Origin of the sequence: Starkeya nomas (assembly GCF_902703545.1) — a bacterium.
Lineage (GTDB): Bacteria > Pseudomonadota > Alphaproteobacteria > Rhizobiales > Xanthobacteraceae > Ancylobacter > Ancylobacter moscoviensis.
On record NZ_CACSAS010000001.1, the window covers coordinates 4,538,834 to 4,554,131 of the forward strand.

Genomic DNA, 15,298 nt, shown 5'->3' on the forward strand with positions numbered 1-15,298 from the left:
AATCACGCTCCTCCGATGGGCGATTTCGCCTTCCCTAGCACGCCCGAAGGCCGGCGGGGAGCGTGGCCTTCCTCCCCGATCATCCGCTCCAGCGTCGCCAGCCGGTCGGCCTCGCCCGGCGGCTTGTCCCAGCGCAGGCGGGCGATGCGGGGGAAGCGCATGGCGAGGCCCGAGCGGTGGCGGGCGGAGCGCGCCAGCCCCTCGAACGCCACCTCCAGCACCAGCCCCTCGGCGGCCGTGTGCACGACCTCGCGCACCGGCCCGAAGCGGTTGACGGTGTGGCGGCGCACGAAGCGGTCGATCTCCATCAGCTCGGCGTCGGTGAAGCCGAAATAGGCCTTGCCCACCGGCACCAGCTCGCCCTCGCCGGAGCGCTCGCCGGTCCACACCCCGAACGTGTAGTCCGAGTAGTAGGAAGAGCGCTTGCCGTGCCCGCGCTGGGCGTACATCAGCACGGCGTCGACGCTGTGCGGGTCGCGCTTCCACTTCCACCACGGTCCCTTGGGCCGGCCGGGCAGGTAGAAGCTGTCGGCGCGCTTCAGCATCACCCCTTCCACCGCCTCGGCGTCGGCGCCCGCGCCGTGGGAGGCCGGGTCGGCCCGCGCCTGCGCGAGTTCGTCCCACGTCGCGAACGGCACCAGCGGCGAGAGGTCGATCCGCCCGTCGCGCGGATGGGCGGCGACCAGCGCCTCCAGCCGCGCCCGCCGCGCGTCGAAGGGCAGGTCGCGCAGGTCCTCGCCCGCCTCCACCAGCAGGTCGTAGGCGCGGATATGGGCGGGGAATTCCGTGAGCAGCTTCGGCGAGACCACCTTCCGGTTCAGCCGCTGCTGCAGCACGTTGAAGGACTGCACCCGCCCCTCGCGCAGGATCAGCAATTCGCCGTCTACCGCACCGTCGAAGGCCAGCGCGCCGGCAAGGTCCGGGAAGGCGGTGGAGACGTCCTCGCCGGTGCGGCTGTAGAGCCGCGTCACGTGCCGCCCGTCGGCGCCGGCCGCCCGCACCGCCTGCACGCGAATTCCGTCCCATTTCCATTCGGCGCGGAAATCGGCGGGGTCGAGGCTCCCGAAATCCCCGTCCTCCACCGGATGGGAGAGCATCACCGGGCGGAACGGCGCGGGGTCGTCGGTCTGCGGGCGCGCGCCGCGCCCTTCCGCCCAGGCGAAGAGCGCCTCATAGGGCGGCTTCAGCCCCGGCCACACCAGCTCGATCTCGTCCGGCGTGCGCTCCCCCAGCGCCGCCACCGCCGTCTTGGCGAGGCGGGCGGAGACGCCGATGCGCAGCCCGCCGGTGATCAGCTTCAGGAGCGCCCAGCGGCCGGTCTCGTCGAGCCGGTCGAGCAGGCTCGCGAGCACCGCCGGCAGCTCGGCGCGGCCCATATGGGTGAGGGCGTGCACAATGGCGGATAGGGGGACGTCCTCTTCACCTCTCCCCGCGGGGAGAGGGCTGGGTGAGGGGTCGCCCGGCGTCGGCATCGCCCGTGGCGGGGCCGGCCACATCAGCGCCACCGTCTCCGAGAGATCGCCGACATAGTCGTAGGAGAGCGCGAACAGCACCGGGTCGGTGCGCTCGGAGATGAGCTGGCGGATCAGCCCCGGCTTGGCGTTGCGGAAGGAGAGCGCGCCGGTGAGCGCCGCCAGCGCCCAGCCGCGCTCGGGGTCGGGCGTGTGGGCGAAATAATCGGCGATGAGCGCGATCTTGCCGTTGCGGCGCGGCTCGTAGGCGAGCCGGTCGAGCAGCGCGGCGAAGCGGTTCACGGCTGCGTCTCCGGGCTTTCCGGGGCGGGCGTGTCAGGGGCGGCCGTGTCAGGGGCGGCCGTGTCCGGGGCGGCCGTGTCCGGGGCGGCGGTCGTCTCCGCCTCCTCCTCGCCATAGCCCACCATGTGCAGCGGGCGCGCCCTCAGCCCGGCGAGCCCCGCCCAGTGCACCAGCGCGTCCTCCTGGCCGTGCGTCACCCACAGCTCCTCGCAGCCGGTGGCGAGGATCGAGGCCTGGAGGTCGTCCCAGTCGGCATGGTCGGAGATGATCAGCGGCAGTTCCACGCCGTTCTGCCGGGCGCGGATGCGCATCCAGCCCGAGGCGAAGGCGGTGACCGGATCGGGGAAGCGGCGCGACCACAGGTCGGTCATCGCGCCGGGCGGGCAGATGACCACCGCGCCCGCCAGCTCCGCCGGCGCCGCGTCGCGGGCGAGGTGGACCGCGCCGAGCGCGATGCCCTCGGAGCGGTAATAGTCGGTCAGCCGCTCCATCGCGCCGTGGATCAGGATGGGGCGCTCGTGCCCGGCGGCGCGCAGCAGCGCCATCACCCGCTGCGCCTTGCCCAGCGCATAGGCGCCGACGAGATGCGCCCGCTCGGGAAACAGCGCCAGCGAGGCGGTCAGCTTCGCCGTCTCCTGTGCCGGATCGGGATGGCGGAACACCGGCAGGCCGAAGGTCGCCTCGGAAATGAAGACGTGGCAGGGCACCGGCTCGAACGGTTCGGCCGTCGGGTCGGCTCCCGGCTTGTAGTCGCCGGAGGCGACGATGGTGCAGCCCTGCCGGTCCAGCGCGATCTGCGCCGAGCCGAGGATATGCCCGGCCGGGTGGAAGGTGATGCCGACCCCGTTCACCTCCAGCCGCTCGCCATAGGCGGCCGCCTGCGTCGTCCCGGCGAAGCCCTCGCCGTAGCGGATCGCCATGATGTCGAGCGTCCGGCGCGTCGCCATCACCGCGCCGTGGCCGGCGCGCGCATGGTCGGAATGGCCATGGGTGATGAGCGCGCGGGCCACGGGCCGCGTCGGGTCGATGAAGAAGTCGCCGGCGGGCGAGTAAAGTCCCTGTGGCGTGGAATGGAGAAGCTCTTCCGGGCGCATCGCGGAAGATATATAGGGCGGCGCGCCCGATTTCCGCGAGACGCCTCGCGGAGGCCCATCGTCAGAGAACCACCCGCATGAGTGCAGGCAGGCTCATCCGTTCGTCCGGCGACCCGCTTGTCGATCGCCGGATCGACTGGGCGCGCGCGCTGATGCAGGAGGGAAACGCGGCGGACGCCGCCGAGCTTCTGGCCGAAGCGGTGGCCCGCGCCGGCCATTACGCCCCCGGCTGGTTCCTGCTCGGCGAGGCGCGGGAAGCGGCGGGCGACGCCGCGCAGGCGCGCGAGGCCTTCGGGCAGGCGCTTGCCCTCGATCCCGGGGACACGTTCGGCGCGGCGCTGCGCCTCGCCCGGCTCGAAGGCGAGGTGGCGAGCATGAGCGAGGCCTATGTGCGCGTCCTGTTCGACCAGTATGCGGACCGTTTCGACGTCGCCCTCGCCCGGCTGGACTATCGCGGCCCGGAGCTGATCGACCGCGCGCTGGAGGCCGCCTGCGCCGCGTTGGAGCGGCCCTATGCCTTCGCCCGCGGGCTCGATCTCGGCTGCGGCACGGGGCTGGTCGGGGCGCGGCTGGTCCAGCGCATCGGCTTCATGGAGGGCGTCGACATCTCGCCCAACATGGTCGCCCACGCCCGGCGCCGGAAGATCTACGACGCGCTGGCCGTGGGCGAGATGGTGGCCTTCCTGAAGGAGCGGCCGGCGCGCGAGGCCGATCTCATCTTCGCGGGCGACGCCTTCTGCTATCTCGACGGGCTGGGCCCGGTGCTGGCGGAAGCGCGCCGCGTGCTGGAGCCGGGCGGGCTGCTCGCCTTCACCACCGAGACGCATGGCGGGGAGGGCGTCCTGCTGCGCGACACGCTGCGCTTCGCCCATGCGGAAGCCTATGTCCGCGCCGCGCTCGCCGAGGCCGGTCTGGCCCTGCGGCTTCTCACGGACGAATGGGTGCGCAAGGAAAAGGGCGAGCCGGTGCCGGGGCTGGTGGTGGTGGGGATGCGCGAAAGCTGACCGCTTGGCCGCCAAATGGGCGGACCCACCCGGCCCATCCGCGCCGTCATGGCCGGGCTCGGCCCGATCCTCCCCGTTCTCTCACCGTCATGGCCGGGCTTGTCCCGGCCATCCACGCCTTCCTGCCCGCGCCCCGGCCCAAGTCGTGGATGCCCGGGCCAAGCCCGGGCATGACGGCGCTCCTTGTCCCAAAGCCCCCGTCATGCGGAGGTGCCGGCGTCAGGCCGGCCTCGAAGCACGCAGGCCGGCAAAGGCGCCCGACATGCCGCCCTCGGCCCTCTCCACCTTCCCGCCGCCATGCCCGGGACAAGCCCGGGCATGGCGGCGCAAGGGCTGAAACCCTGCTGTCCCTCCAAACTCTCCCCCGCCCGCGGGGGAGGTGGTCCGCGAAGCGGGTCGGAGGGGTGGCATCCGCGCGCGCCCCCTCGCATTTCCGCGCGCAGGCATTAGCTTCTCGCCGTGCCGATCATGGACAGCGTACCCGACGACCTCCTCCCCGAGCCCTTCCGCCGCTGGTTCGCCGGCCGGGGATGGGCGCCGCGCGCCCATCAGCTCGCGCTGCTGGCGAAGGCGCGGGCCGGGCGCTCCACCCTGCTGATCGCGCCCACCGGCGCGGGCAAGACGCTGGCCGGCTTCCTGCCGACCCTCGTCGAGCTCGCCGGGCGCCCGAAGCCGCGCAACAGCGCCCGGCCGCCGGGCCTGCACACGCTCTACATCTCGCCGCTGAAGGCGCTGGCGGTCGACGTGGCGCGCAATCTGGAGCGGCCGGCGGCGGAGATGGCGCTGCCCATCCGCATCGAGACCCGCACCGGCGACACGCCCGCCGCGCGCCGTCAGCGCCAGCGGCGCGACCCGCCGGACATCCTGCTCACCACGCCCGAGCAGATCGCCCTGCTGCTCGCCTCGGCGGACGCCGAGCACCTGTTCGCCGACCTCAAGCGCATCGTGCTGGACGAGCTGCACGCGCTCGCCGGCTCCAAGCGCGGCGACCTGCTCGCGCTCGGGCTCGCCCGGCTGCGGCGCCTCGCGCCCGCTGCGCAGACGGTCGGTCTGTCGGCGACCGTGGCCGATCCCGACACGCTGCGCCGCTGGCTGGTGCCGCAGGACGGGAAGGGCGCGATGGGCGATATGGTGGTCGCCGAGGCGGGGGCGGCGCCCGACCTTTCCATGCTGGAAAGCGTCGCCCACGTGCCCTGGGCGGGGCACACGGCGCGCCATGCCCTCGCGGAGATCTACGGGCTGATCGCGGCCAACACGACGACGCTCGTCTTCGTCAACACCCGCATGCAGGCCGAGCTGCTGTTCCAGGAGCTGTGGCGCATCAACGACGCCAACCTGCCCATCGCGCTGCATCATGGTTCGCTCGACGTCGCCCAGCGCCGCAAGGTCGAGGCGGCGATGGGCGAGGGGCGGCTGAAGGGCGTGGTGTGCACCTCCTCGCTGGATCTGGGCATCGACTGGGGCGCGGTCGATCTGGTGATCAACGTGGGCGCGCCAAAGGGCTCCTCGCGCCTGATGCAGCGCATCGGCCGCGCCAATCACCGGCTGGACGAGCCCTCGCGCGCCGTGCTCGTGCCGGCCAACCGCTTCGAGGTTCTGGAGTGCCGGGCGGCGCTGGAGGCGGTGCGGGCGGGGGCGCAGGACGGCGCGGTGATCCGCACCGGCGCGCTCGACGTGCTGGCCCAGCACGTGCTCGGCATGGCCTGCGCCGCGCCCTTCACGGCGGACGAGCTGTTCGCGGAAGTGACCTCCGCCGAGCCCTATGCCGACCTCTCCCGCGCCGATTTCGACGACGTGATCGATTTCGTCGCCACCGGCGGCTACGCGCTGCGCGCCTATGAGCGCTTCGCCCGCATCCGCCGGATGAAGGACGGCCGCTGGCGCGTGGCCAACCCGCAGGTGGCGCAGCAGTACCGGCTGAACGTCGGCACCATCGTCGAGGCGACCATGCTGAAAGTGCGCCTCGCCGGCGCGAAATCCCGCTATGGCGGGCGGGTGCTCGGCGAGGTGGAGGAGTATTTCGCCGAGCAGCTCAGCCCCGGCGACACCTTCGTCTTCGCCGGCGAGGTGCTGGAATTCCTCACCATCGTCGAGAACGAGGTGCGCGCCGCCCGCACCAGCGCCACCGAGCCGAAGGTGCCGTCCTACGAAGGCGGCAAGTTCCCGCTCTCCACCTTCCTCGCCGCCGGGGTGCGCGCGCTGCTGGCGACGCCCGCCCGCTGGCCCGCCTTGCCGGGACAGGTGCACGAATGGCTCGACCTGCAGCGGCGCCGCTCGCGCCTGCCGGGCCGCGAGGACCTGCTGGTCGAGACCTTCCCGCGCGGCGGGCGGCATTATCTGGTGGCGTATCCCTTCGAGGGACGCCTCGCCCACCGCACGCTCGGCATGCTGCTGACCCGCCGCCTCGACCGCGCCGGCCTCCACCCGCTCGGCTTCATGGCCAACGACTACGCCCTCGCCATCTACGGCCTGTCCGACCTCTCGGCGGCGGTCGGCGGCGGTCGGCTCTCCCTCGACGGCCTGTTCGACGCCGACATGCTGGGCGACGACCTCGAGGCCTGGCTCGCCGAGACCTCGCTGATGAAGCGCACCTTCCGCCAGTGCGCGGTCATCGCCGGGCTGATCGAGCGCCGCTTCCCCGGCAAGGAGAAGAACTCCCGCCAGGTGACGATGTCGACCGATCTCGTCTATGACGTGCTGCGCCGCCACGAGCCGGGCCACCTGCTGCTGCGCGCCGCCCGCGCCGATGCGGCGACGGGGCTGCTGGACATTCGCCGCCTCTCCGACATGCTCACCCGCATCAGGGGGCGAATCGACCATGTCGCCCTGCCGCGCGTCTCCCCGCTCGCCGTGCCGGTGATGCTGGAGATCGGGCGCGAGATGGTGGCGGGCGCGGCGAACGAGGCGCTGCTCGCCGAGGCCGAGGACGAGCTGATCCGGGAGGCGATGAATGGCGCGGCCTGACGGGGCACCGGCGGACCAGACGCTGGCGGAGGGCGACGCGGCGCGGGTTCCCGCCCAGGATTCCGCCGACGACGGCATCCTGCTCGCCGGCGTGCACCTGCTGCTCGATCCCGCCGGCGCCCTCTACTGGCCGGAGGAGCGCCTGCTGGTCGTCGCCGACCTGCATCTGGAGAAGGGCTCGGCCTTCGCCGCCCGCGGCGTGCCGCTGCCGCCCTATGATTCCCGCGCCACGCTCGCCTTGCTGGAGCGCATCGCCGCCCGCTGGCAGCCGCGCGCCATCGTCGCGCTGGGCGACAGCTTCCACGACCGCGGCGCCGCCGCGCGGCTGGGCAGCGACGAGCACGCCAGCCTCGCCGCGCTGGGGCGCGGGCGCGAGATGATCTGGATCGCCGGCAATCACGATCCCGATCCCGCCCCGGGCCTCGGCGGCAACCATCTCGATTTGCTGCGCCTCGGGCCGCTGACGCTGCGCCACGAGCCGGCGCCCGGCTTCGTGCGGGGCGAGATCGTCGGGCATTTCCATCCGGTGGCGCGCCTCGTGCAGCGCGGACGCAGCCTGCGGCGCCGCTGCTTCGCCACCGACGGGTCGCGGCTCGTCATGCCGGCGCTGGGCGCCTATGCGGGCGGGCTGAACATTCGCGACGCCGCGCTGGCCGGGCTGTTCGTGCGCGATTACGCCGCCCATCTCGTCGGCGCCGCCCGCACCTACCGCATCGCCCATCACGCCTGCCTGCCGGATCGCGCGGGCTGAAAAAGCCCAAGGGAACCACGTCATGCCCGGTCCCGGACCGGGCATCTACGAGTTCTCCCGGTCCAGAGACGTGGAGGGCCGGGACAGGCCCGGCCATGACGTCGTTCGGGTGGATGGGCGTCGAGGTTCAGCGCGAGGCGGTCTCCGCGCGCGGCCATCTCCGCGCGCGGCCGTCTCAGCGCGAGGCGGTCTTGCGCGGCATGCCGTCGTTCCAGCCGGTGGCCGAGCTGTCATTGGCCAGCGCGTCGACCACCTGCGGCGTCCAGCCCTCCACCTCCTGCCGGACCGCCGCGAGCGTGCGCGGGTCGAGCCGGTCGCCGATCTCGTCGCGCTTGGCGGCGGCCTCGCCGTCGCCGCCGGCGGCGGCGAGCGCGAACCAGCGCCAGGCCTCGGGCGGGTTCATCGCCACGCCGAAGCCGCGGGCGTAGAGCACGGCGAGATTGTACTGGCTGTCGCGCACCCCGTGCTCGGCGGCGCGGGTGAACCAGGCGGCGGCGTTGCGGTAGTCCGGCGGGTTGTCGACGCCGGAGGCCAGCAGCACGCCGAGATTGTGCATGGCCGAGACGTTGCCGGCGTCAGCCGCCTGCACATAGAGCTGGCGCGCCTTGGCGACGTCGCGCGGCACGCCGTCCATGCCCTTCTCGTAGATCATGCCGAGCCGGTAGGTCGCGGGCACCGAGCCGTTGGCCGAGGCGTAGGCGTACCATTCGGCGGCGCGGGCGGCGCTGGGCGCCACGCCTTCGCCGTCCATGAAGCGCCGGGCGATCTCGAAGGCCGCGCCGGGGTCGCCGCCCAGCGCGGCGGCGCGCAGCGCCTGGCTGGCGATGCCGCCGGGCAGCTCGGTCGGCAGCGACATGCTGGAGGGGCCGATCGGCGCCACCGGGGCGGCGGGCCCGACGGGAGCGCCCTGCGGGTTGGCCGGCAGCCCGGCCGGCGGCTGGGGACGTGGCGCGGCCTTGCCGATCGAGCCGGTGACATCGTCCGGCGTCGGTGCCGGGCGGGCCGCCGGAGGCAGCGTCGCGGTGGCCGAGGAGGTCGGCGCGAAGGCGCGCAGCTGGCCGTCGCGCAGCTGCGTCAGCAGGTGCCAGGAGCCATAGGCCAGCGCCGAGCCGCACAGGCCGATCAGCAGCATGGCGCGGATGCGCGCCAGCCAGCGGGTGGGCTGGCGGCGATGGCGGTCGGCGATATGGCTGCGCAGTTCCGGCGGAATGGTGCCGGCCGGCTGGGCGGCGCGGCGGGCCTGGGCGATGAAGGCGGCGCGGCTGGGCGCGCCCGTCGCCGCCGCCGGGGCCTCGCCCGGCACGATGCCGCGCGCGGCAGCCTGTGCGTCGAGGTCGACCGGGCGGAAGTCGAACTCGTCCTCCAGTGCGCGGGCGAGCAGCGAGGCTTCGTCGCGGCGGTGGTCGAGCGCGGCCGGCTCGTCCGAATGCGGCGTGTCGGCGGTTTCGATGTCGGCGGTGTCGGTGGTCTCGATCTCGGCGGACGGGACCGAGGCCGGCGCCCCTGCCGCGACCGGACCGGCGCCGAGCGCGGCCGCCGCCCCGGCGGAACGGTTCAGTTCCTCCAGCGCGGCCCGCATGAGCTGGGGCTCGAAAGGCTTGGGGATCGAGGCCGGCGGCGGCGTGAAGCTGGCCTCGACCACGGGCTCGGCCGGAGACGTCGCCACGGCCTCGGCGGCCGGGGCGGGCGCCGCCGATACGGCCGGCATCGCGGCCATCGGAGCAGCGGCCACCGGGGCCGTCTGGGCAGAAGCGGTCGGGGCAGAAGCCGTCGGAGCCTTCGCCTCGACGGCGGCGATCTCGCGCCGGATCCGCGCGCCGCCGTTCGGGTTGCCGCCATTGCCCGGCGGACGGGGGTGCGAGCCCGCGAGGAAGGTGGCGCGGGTCTCTTCCATCTGGATGAAGAGGTCGTTGACGCCGCGCTCGATGCTGGAAAGCTGGCCGGCGATCTCGGCGCCGGCGACCGCCTTCTCGATCCTCTGGGTGAGCTCGCCGATCTGCCGGCTGAGATCGTCGAGGCGCGGCCCGTTGTCGGGGATGGAAATCGGGCGCTCGATCCGTTCGATGCGCTCGGACAGGCCCTTGATCATCGTCTCCATGCCGGCCGGCAGTTCGCGGCGGGCGCTGGCGAGGCTGGTCTGGATGGCGTCGAGCCGGCCGACGAGGTCGTCGAGCGGGATGACCGGCGCCGGCTGGTTGCCGATCTTGTCGGCCAGCGTGTCGAGGCGCCGCTCCAGCGAGCCGACCGCCGTGCGGAAGGCGCGGTCCTCGTTGGCGGCCATGTCGGAGACCTTGGTCGCCAGCATGGATACCTGCTCGGCGAGCAGGCGCACCGAATCCGAGGAGAGGGTGCGGGCCAGCAATTCGCGGATCTCGCCGGCCTGCGCCTGAAGGCGGGCGACGGTGGCGCCGTCCACCATCTTGGCGTTGACGATGTCGAGCTTGCGCTCCAGCGCGTCGATGCGCCCGAGCAGCAGCGCCGGGTGTTCGGGCAGCTTCAGCCCGCCGATCATGTCGCGCAGGGCGACCAGCGTGCTGCGCAGGTCCTCGTCGCGCGAGCCGGAGCGCTCCACCCGGTCGGCAAGCTGCTGCACCACGCGCTGCAATTCGTCGACCGCGCGGCGCGGGGCCAGCGTGGCGAGCGACTGGCGCATGCCGCCGAGCTCGCCCTGCAGCACCGAGAGCGCGTCGCCGACGGCCGTCTGTACGGCCGCCGAGGACATGGCCGGTGCCGCCGGTGCGAGAGCCGGTGTGGGCGTCGATGCGGCGCGGGGCGGGAAGCCGCCGGCGGCGAAGGGATCGCGGACAAAGCGCTCGCTGATCGCGTCGCGGGGCGCGCTCTCCCGGCGGGCGGGCGCCGGGCGCGGCTCGCGGGCGGGATTTTCGCGGCCAAGGTTTTCGCGGCCAAGATTTTCGCGACTAACGCTCTCGCGGCCAACGTTCTCGCCGGAGTAGGGCCCGCGTGAAACCGGCTCGCGGGAATAGGGCTCGCGCGGGGCCGGCTCGCGGGCCGGCGCTTCGGCGGTCCGGCGGCGGGGGGCGCTGTCGAGTTCGTTCTGGCGCGCGGCGATCTCGGCCACGGCGGCCTCGATGGCGTTCGCCGTGACCGGGCCGCTCGGCGGCGCCGTCCGGGGCGTCTCCGTGCGCGGCGGGATGAGGTGCATGGACGCCAGCCGCTGGTCGATCTCGTGGATCGCCTCCTGGAGCCGCTGGTCGGCATAGGCGGAGCCGGTCGAAGCCGGGCGCGCGGGAGGCGCCGCGACCGGCGCGGGCTCTTCCGGCGCGTAGGCGCTGGCCGCCATCGGCGCGTAGGCGCCTGCCGCCATGGCGGGGCGGGTCATCCCGGCATGGGCCGTCCCGGCGTTCGCCGCGCCGGCATGCGGCGTATAGGGCGCGTCGGCGTAGCCCGTCGCGGCGTGAGCCGCGTGCGCATCGTCGGTGTTGGAAGGCAGCGTATCGGGATGGACCATGTTTCCGAGCCGGCCGACCTCGCTGGTCAGCTGCTCGATCCGGCGCTGCAATTCGGCGACGCCGCCCGCCGCCTCGGCGGGAGCGGGCGCGGCGGTTCCGGCGGCGGTGGTTCCGAGGAGCTGTCCCCGCAGCCACTGGTCGAGCGGCATGCCCGCGCGCTCGGCGGCTTCGCTCATGGCTTTCCAGGCTTCGGGGGCGATTTGCCCGGCCGTCGAAGGGGCCCCTTGCCTCACCTTTTTCTCCGTCGCGTCCGGCGCCATGAGCGGCGGGAATCGCCGCGGCGGCTCTGGCGGCTGCCGGACGCAACTGTTTCGAAACTTGGTAAATGGCGCGTTAATGATACCGCCGATTAACCATGCCGGCGCGGGAACGTGACGCGAAGGCCGACGCCGGCTCGCGATCGCGCGGCACGACCGGCCGGTGGCCGCCCCGCGCGGAAGGGATACGGCAGAAGCGATACGGCAGGCGGACCGGCGTGCCGACGGGGAGATCCGCGCCGGTATCCAGGTATGTCGTGCGCGACTCTTCCATCGCTACTCCGGCGCGATGCTACGCCCCCTGCTACTCAACGCTACGCATTTCGCTACCCTGCCGGCTACGCCCGGCCGGAGTTGCGCATTCCGCGATTAGTGACGCAAAATCAACGACTTGATTTCGCATTTAACAGTAAGTTGCCCTAACGTAGGGTGTGACTTTCTCCCCTTGCGGCAACCGGTCTGCGAAAGTTGCGACAACACCCCTGACGTGTTGCCATTTCCCAGCCGGAGTTGCCGACATGGATTTCACCTCCTTCGAGGCCGAACGTACGGCCGATGCTCACTCTTCCCGTTCCGGGGAGAGCGCCTTCTTCACCATCGGCGACCTCGCCCGCGAGTTCGGCGTGACGCTGCGCGCCCTGCGTTTCTACGAGGACAAGGGCCTCCTCGCCCCCCGCCGCGAGGGTCTGACCCGTCTCTACAGCGCCGCCGAGCGCGACCGGCTTGCTATCATCCTGAAAGGCAAAAAACTCGGCTTCACCCTCGCGGAGATCAAGGCGATGGTGGCGTTGCGCGAGGGTAGCGCCGTGCCGGCTGGCGGTCTCGCGCTGACCAGGGAGAAGTGCGCCGAGCAGCTTGCCCTGCTCGAGCAGCAGAAGGTTGAGATCGAGGAAGCCATCGGCGAGTTGCGCCAGATGGTTGCCGCCTTCGCTGCCCGCCCGGCGGCCTGACCCTCGTCAGAATTACTCTTCTCTCCAAGATCCTCCAGGACCAAGGTTGGCGGCGCCCTTCGTGGGCGCCGTCGGCATTTTGCGGGGACATTGGCGCATTAATAAAGGCGCGATCCGGTTTCACAGAGCCGGAAAGGGCACTAGCGTACGGGCCGTGGTCGGATCGCCCTGTAGATTCGGCACCCTGGATACGCGTGCGAAGTGGCCCTCATGTCTCGTTCCATCGACTACTATTTCTCCATCGTCAGCCCCTGGGCCTTCATCGGCCATGCTCCCTTTCTCGATGTGGCGCGGCGCCACGGCGCACGGGTCAATTTCCGTCCTGTGTTTCTCGGTGAGCTCTTCGCCGATACGGGCGGCCTGCCTCTCCCTCGTCGCCACCCGGCCCGCCAGCGCTACCGGCTGGTGGAGTTGAAGCGCTGGCGCGAGGCGCGGGGGATCGATTTCCATGTGAGCCCCGCGCACTGGCCGTTGGATGCCAAGCATGGCGACCGGCTCGTCATCGCCGCACAGATCGCCGGTCACGACGCGGCGCCGCTCATCGCGCGTCTGATCTCGGGCGTCTGGCAGCGCGAGGAGGATATGGCCGACCCCGCGACGCTGGCGGAGGTGCTGGCGGAACTCGGCCTGCCGGCGGAGCTGCTGGAAATGGCTGCCGCTGACCGCACTGCCGTCATCTACCAGGCGAACCACGACGCGGCGGTGGAGGCCGACGTGTTCGGCTCACCAGCCTATGTTCTCGACGGCGAGGTGTTCTGGGGGCAGGATCGGATCGACCTGCTCGACCGCGCGTTGTCGAGCGGGCGCGCGCCGTTCACGCCGTGAGCCGGCGCGTCGCGTGAGGGGAGGGCCGGATATGCGGCTGATCACCATCGGAACCGGGGCAGCGCTGGTGCTGGCCTTGGCGGGTTTCCATACGGCTCTGGCGCAGGCACCGTCGGCGACAGGCGAGAGCGCGCGCTTCACCATGCAGCCCGTCGAGGGCGGGCTGATCAAGCTCGACACGACGAATGGCGCCATGTCGTTCTGCTCGATGAAATCCGGCGCCTGGGTCTGCGAGGCCGTTCCGGAGGACCGTGCAGCGCTGGAGGGCGAGATCGCCCGGCTGCAGGCACGCCTTGCCGAGCTGGAAAAGGGACGCGCCGGCGCGGGCACGGGTGGCGTGCCGGACATCATGGCGCCGCCGGAGCCTGCCCGTCCGGGCGAGCCTCCTTCCGCAAAGCCTGTTCCGCCGGCCGACGATCCCGAACTGTCCGAGGACGCGCGCAAGCGTCTCGATCAGGCGATGGACATGGCGGAGCATGTGTTCCGCCGCTTCTTCGAGATGGTCGACCGTCTGCGCGGCGCGGCCCCGCAACAGCAGGGCCAGAGCCTTTAGTTCGTCCTAGCAGGCCGAGATGAAGGCATGCGAGCGGGCGAGCGCCTGGTCGGCCAGGCTGCCGGGGAAGCCGATGAAGACATGGCAGCCGCCGGGATAGACGGCGAGTTCCGCCGGGTTGCCGGCGGCGAGCCACCGCGGCGCCATGAACAGCGTGTCGTCCAGAAGCGCGTCGCGTGTGCCGATGGTGAAGAGCGCCGGCGGCAGGCCCCTCAGGTCGGCGTGCAGCGGTGAGATGTCCGGGATGGCGATGTCGCCTCCCTCGCGCAGATAGTGGCCGACGAAGACGTTGATGTCGCGCGTGTTGAGCACGAGCGGCTCTTCGCCCCATTGCCGGGCGCTGGGCGTCAGGCCGAGATCGTAGCACCCGGCGTTGAGGTTGGCGGCGCGGAAGGGGGGTAGGTCGTGCCGGTCGCGTAGTCGCAACAGGGTAGCGACCGAGAGATTCGCACCGGCGGATTCGCCGCCGATGGCAAAGCGATCGGTGCCGAAACGCGCCGGCCCCTCGCGCAGAAGCCACAGGGCGGCGGCTTCGCAGTCGTCCGGGGCCGCGGGATAGGGCGCTTCCGGGGCCAGCCGGTAGTCGACCGAGACCACGGCGAAGCCGGTGCGCTCGACGAGGCGGTGGTTGAGTCCGTCATTCTCGCGCGCCGAGCCGAGGCACCAGCCGCCGCCATGAATGTGCAGATAGACGCCGCGCGCCGGCTCCGGCGGGGTGAGGATGCGCAGCGGCACCGGGCCGTGCGGCCCATCGATCTCGATCACCTCGGCATAGGGGCTCTCGGGCGACAGCGGGAAAGGACCCTTGCCCTCCAGACGCAGCTTGCGCAGCATCGCCATGGGAAATACCCAGCGATCCGGCACCGCGCCGAGCGCCTTGACGATGGCGGCGTTCACCGCCCGCGTGTCCGGGGCGACGGCGGCAGGATCGAACAGGGCGGGGTCGACGACGAGCGCGGAGGAGGACCGGGACGGGCGGTCGGGCAGCGGAGAAGACATGAGGCGGGGACGCTCCGGCGATAGCGTTGGGGAGGGCCTGTCATCAGGGGCTGATCCGTCCTATCCAAACCCAGCCGGGTCCGTTCGTCCAGCGCTGACCCGAGGGCAAGGAGGCGTCCATGGCGAAGATCCGGCAGGGCGAGGTGCGGGAAAGCGCGGTAACGCGGCGCTTTTCGACGGTGCTCGCGGTCGATACGGACGGGTGCGGATTTGTCGAGATCACGCGGGCGGTGGCGGCGTTTCTCGAAAGCGTGGGCGCGCGGGAGGGAGACGTGTCGGTGTTCTGCCGCCACACCTCGGCCTCGCTCGCCATCCAGGAAAACGCCGATCCGGACGTGCGGATCGACCTGCTCACGGCGCTCGACCGGCTGGCGCCGGAGCAGGCCGGCTGGGTGCACGATCTCGAAGGGCCGGACGATATGCCTGCCCATATCAAATCGGTGCTGACCGGCGTCAGCCTGGCCGTGCCGGTGAGCGAGGGACGCATGGCGCTCGGCACCTGGCAGGGGCTCTATCTCGTCGAGCATCGCGCACGCCCGCACCGGCGCGAATTGGTTGTAGCCTTTGTCGGCGAGGCCCACTAAAGGTCGTTGTGATTACCTTGCGAAGGGGTCGTGCCGGACAAGGCCGCCATGCGGCTTGCGGCGACGGTTTCGGCGCACCATGATCGCGGCGCG

General features: G+C 72.1%; 11 protein-coding genes. 7 read left to right on the forward strand and 4 right to left on the reverse strand.

The features are described 5' to 3' along the window. Window positions 1–2 precede the first annotated feature (2 nt). Window positions 3–1,754 carry a cisplatin damage response ATP-dependent DNA ligase gene (locus STARVERO_RS21460; RefSeq protein WP_159601441.1) on the reverse strand — a complete coding sequence of 584 codons (1,752 nt, stop codon included), beginning with the start codon at window positions 1,752–1,754 and terminating at the stop codon, window positions 3–5. Continuing rightward, the gene (locus STARVERO_RS21465) at window positions 1,751–2,848 is read right to left on the reverse strand and encodes a ligase-associated DNA damage response exonuclease (RefSeq protein WP_159601443.1); all 1,098 of its coding nucleotides are present in this window, start codon (window positions 2,846–2,848) and stop codon (window positions 1,751–1,753) included. The genes STARVERO_RS21460 and STARVERO_RS21465 overlap by 4 nt, the downstream gene beginning before the upstream one ends. A gap of 77 nt (window positions 2,849–2,925) precedes the next feature. On the opposite strand from STARVERO_RS21465, the gene STARVERO_RS21470 reads away from it, so the two are divergent. The 3 genes from STARVERO_RS21470 to pdeM all read left to right on the forward strand — a co-directional run bounded on the left by STARVERO_RS21470 (window position 2,926) and on the right by pdeM (window position 7,567). Further along, entirely contained in the window at window positions 2,926–3,852 is a 927-nt protein-coding gene (locus STARVERO_RS21470; protein ID WP_159601445.1) for a methyltransferase domain-containing protein, read from the forward strand. 468 nt (window positions 3,853–4,320) lie between these two features. After that, complete coding sequence (locus STARVERO_RS21475; RefSeq protein ID WP_200837886.1) at window positions 4,321–6,816, forward strand: ligase-associated DNA damage response DEXH box helicase; 2,496 nt, start codon at window positions 4,321–4,323, stop codon at window positions 6,814–6,816. Then, on the forward strand, window positions 6,803–7,567 hold the full coding sequence (pdeM, locus tag STARVERO_RS21480) for a ligase-associated DNA damage response endonuclease PdeM (RefSeq protein ID WP_159601449.1): 765 nt from the start codon (window positions 6,803–6,805) through the stop codon (window positions 7,565–7,567). Before STARVERO_RS21475 ends, pdeM begins: the two co-directional genes overlap by 14 nt. Before the next feature lie 175 nt (window positions 7,568–7,742). On the opposite strand, the gene STARVERO_RS21485 is transcribed toward pdeM, so the two are convergent. After that, window positions 7,743–11,213 (reverse strand): SEL1-like repeat protein, encoded by a 3,471-nt coding sequence (locus STARVERO_RS21485; protein ID WP_159601451.1) that lies wholly within the window; start codon window positions 11,211–11,213, stop codon window positions 7,743–7,745. Between the two features lie 599 nt (window positions 11,214–11,812). Between STARVERO_RS21485 and STARVERO_RS21490 the strand changes: the two genes are divergently transcribed. From STARVERO_RS21490 to STARVERO_RS21500, 3 genes are all read left to right on the forward strand, one after another. Beyond that, complete coding sequence (locus tag STARVERO_RS21490; protein WP_159601453.1) at window positions 11,813–12,244, forward strand: MerR family transcriptional regulator; 432 nt, start codon at window positions 11,813–11,815, stop codon at window positions 12,242–12,244. 210 nt (window positions 12,245–12,454) lie between these two features. Next, the gene (locus STARVERO_RS21495; RefSeq protein ID WP_159601455.1) at window positions 12,455–13,069 is read left to right on the forward strand and encodes a 2-hydroxychromene-2-carboxylate isomerase; all 615 of its coding nucleotides are present in this window, start codon (window positions 12,455–12,457) and stop codon (window positions 13,067–13,069) included. A 31-nt stretch (window positions 13,070–13,100) separates the two neighbouring features. Beyond that, a complete protein-coding gene (locus tag STARVERO_RS21500) occupies window positions 13,101–13,622 on the forward strand; it encodes a class I SAM-dependent methyltransferase (protein ID WP_159601457.1) in 522 nt (173 codons plus the stop codon). Window positions 13,623–13,628: 6 nt separating this feature from the next. On the opposite strand, the gene STARVERO_RS21505 is transcribed toward STARVERO_RS21500, so the two are convergent. Next, on the reverse strand, window positions 13,629–14,621 hold the full coding sequence (locus STARVERO_RS21505; protein ID WP_159601459.1) for an alpha/beta hydrolase: 993 nt from the start codon (window positions 14,619–14,621) through the stop codon (window positions 13,629–13,631). A 119-nt stretch (window positions 14,622–14,740) separates the two neighbouring features. Here STARVERO_RS21505 and STARVERO_RS21510 point away from each other — a divergent pair, with 119 nt between their 5' ends. Beyond that, window positions 14,741–15,205, forward strand: coding sequence for a secondary thiamine-phosphate synthase enzyme YjbQ (locus tag STARVERO_RS21510; protein WP_159601461.1), 465 nt, complete (start codon window positions 14,741–14,743; stop codon window positions 15,203–15,205). Window positions 15,206–15,298: the final 93 nt, after the last annotated feature.

Excerpts from the sequence above, each read along its gene's own strand:
- STARVERO_RS21500 (WP_159601457.1), top strand. The coding sequence starts at position 13,101 with ATGCGGCTGATCACCATCGGAACCGGGGCAGCGCTGGTGCTGGCCTTG.
- STARVERO_RS21505 (WP_159601459.1), bottom strand. The coding sequence starts at position 14,621 with ATGTCTTCTCCGCTGCCCGACCGCCCGTCCCGGTCCTCCTCCGCGCTC.
- STARVERO_RS21510 (WP_159601461.1), top strand. The coding sequence starts at position 14,741 with ATGGCGAAGATCCGGCAGGGCGAGGTGCGGGAAAGCGCGGTAACGCGG.
- STARVERO_RS21475 (WP_200837886.1), top strand. The coding sequence starts at position 4,321 with ATGGACAGCGTACCCGACGACCTCCTCCCCGAGCCCTTCCGCCGCTGG.
- STARVERO_RS21465 (WP_159601443.1), bottom strand. The coding sequence starts at position 2,848 with ATGCGCCCGGAAGAGCTTCTCCATTCCACGCCACAGGGACTTTACTCG.
- pdeM (WP_159601449.1), top strand. The coding sequence starts at position 6,803 with ATGGCGCGGCCTGACGGGGCACCGGCGGACCAGACGCTGGCGGAGGGC.
- STARVERO_RS21485 (WP_159601451.1), bottom strand. The coding sequence starts at position 11,213 with ATGAGCGAAGCCGCCGAGCGCGCGGGCATGCCGCTCGACCAGTGGCTG.
- STARVERO_RS21490 (WP_159601453.1), top strand. The coding sequence starts at position 11,813 with ATGGATTTCACCTCCTTCGAGGCCGAACGTACGGCCGATGCTCACTCT.
- STARVERO_RS21470 (WP_159601445.1), top strand. The coding sequence starts at position 2,926 with ATGAGTGCAGGCAGGCTCATCCGTTCGTCCGGCGACCCGCTTGTCGAT.
- STARVERO_RS21495 (WP_159601455.1), top strand. The coding sequence starts at position 12,455 with ATGTCTCGTTCCATCGACTACTATTTCTCCATCGTCAGCCCCTGGGCC.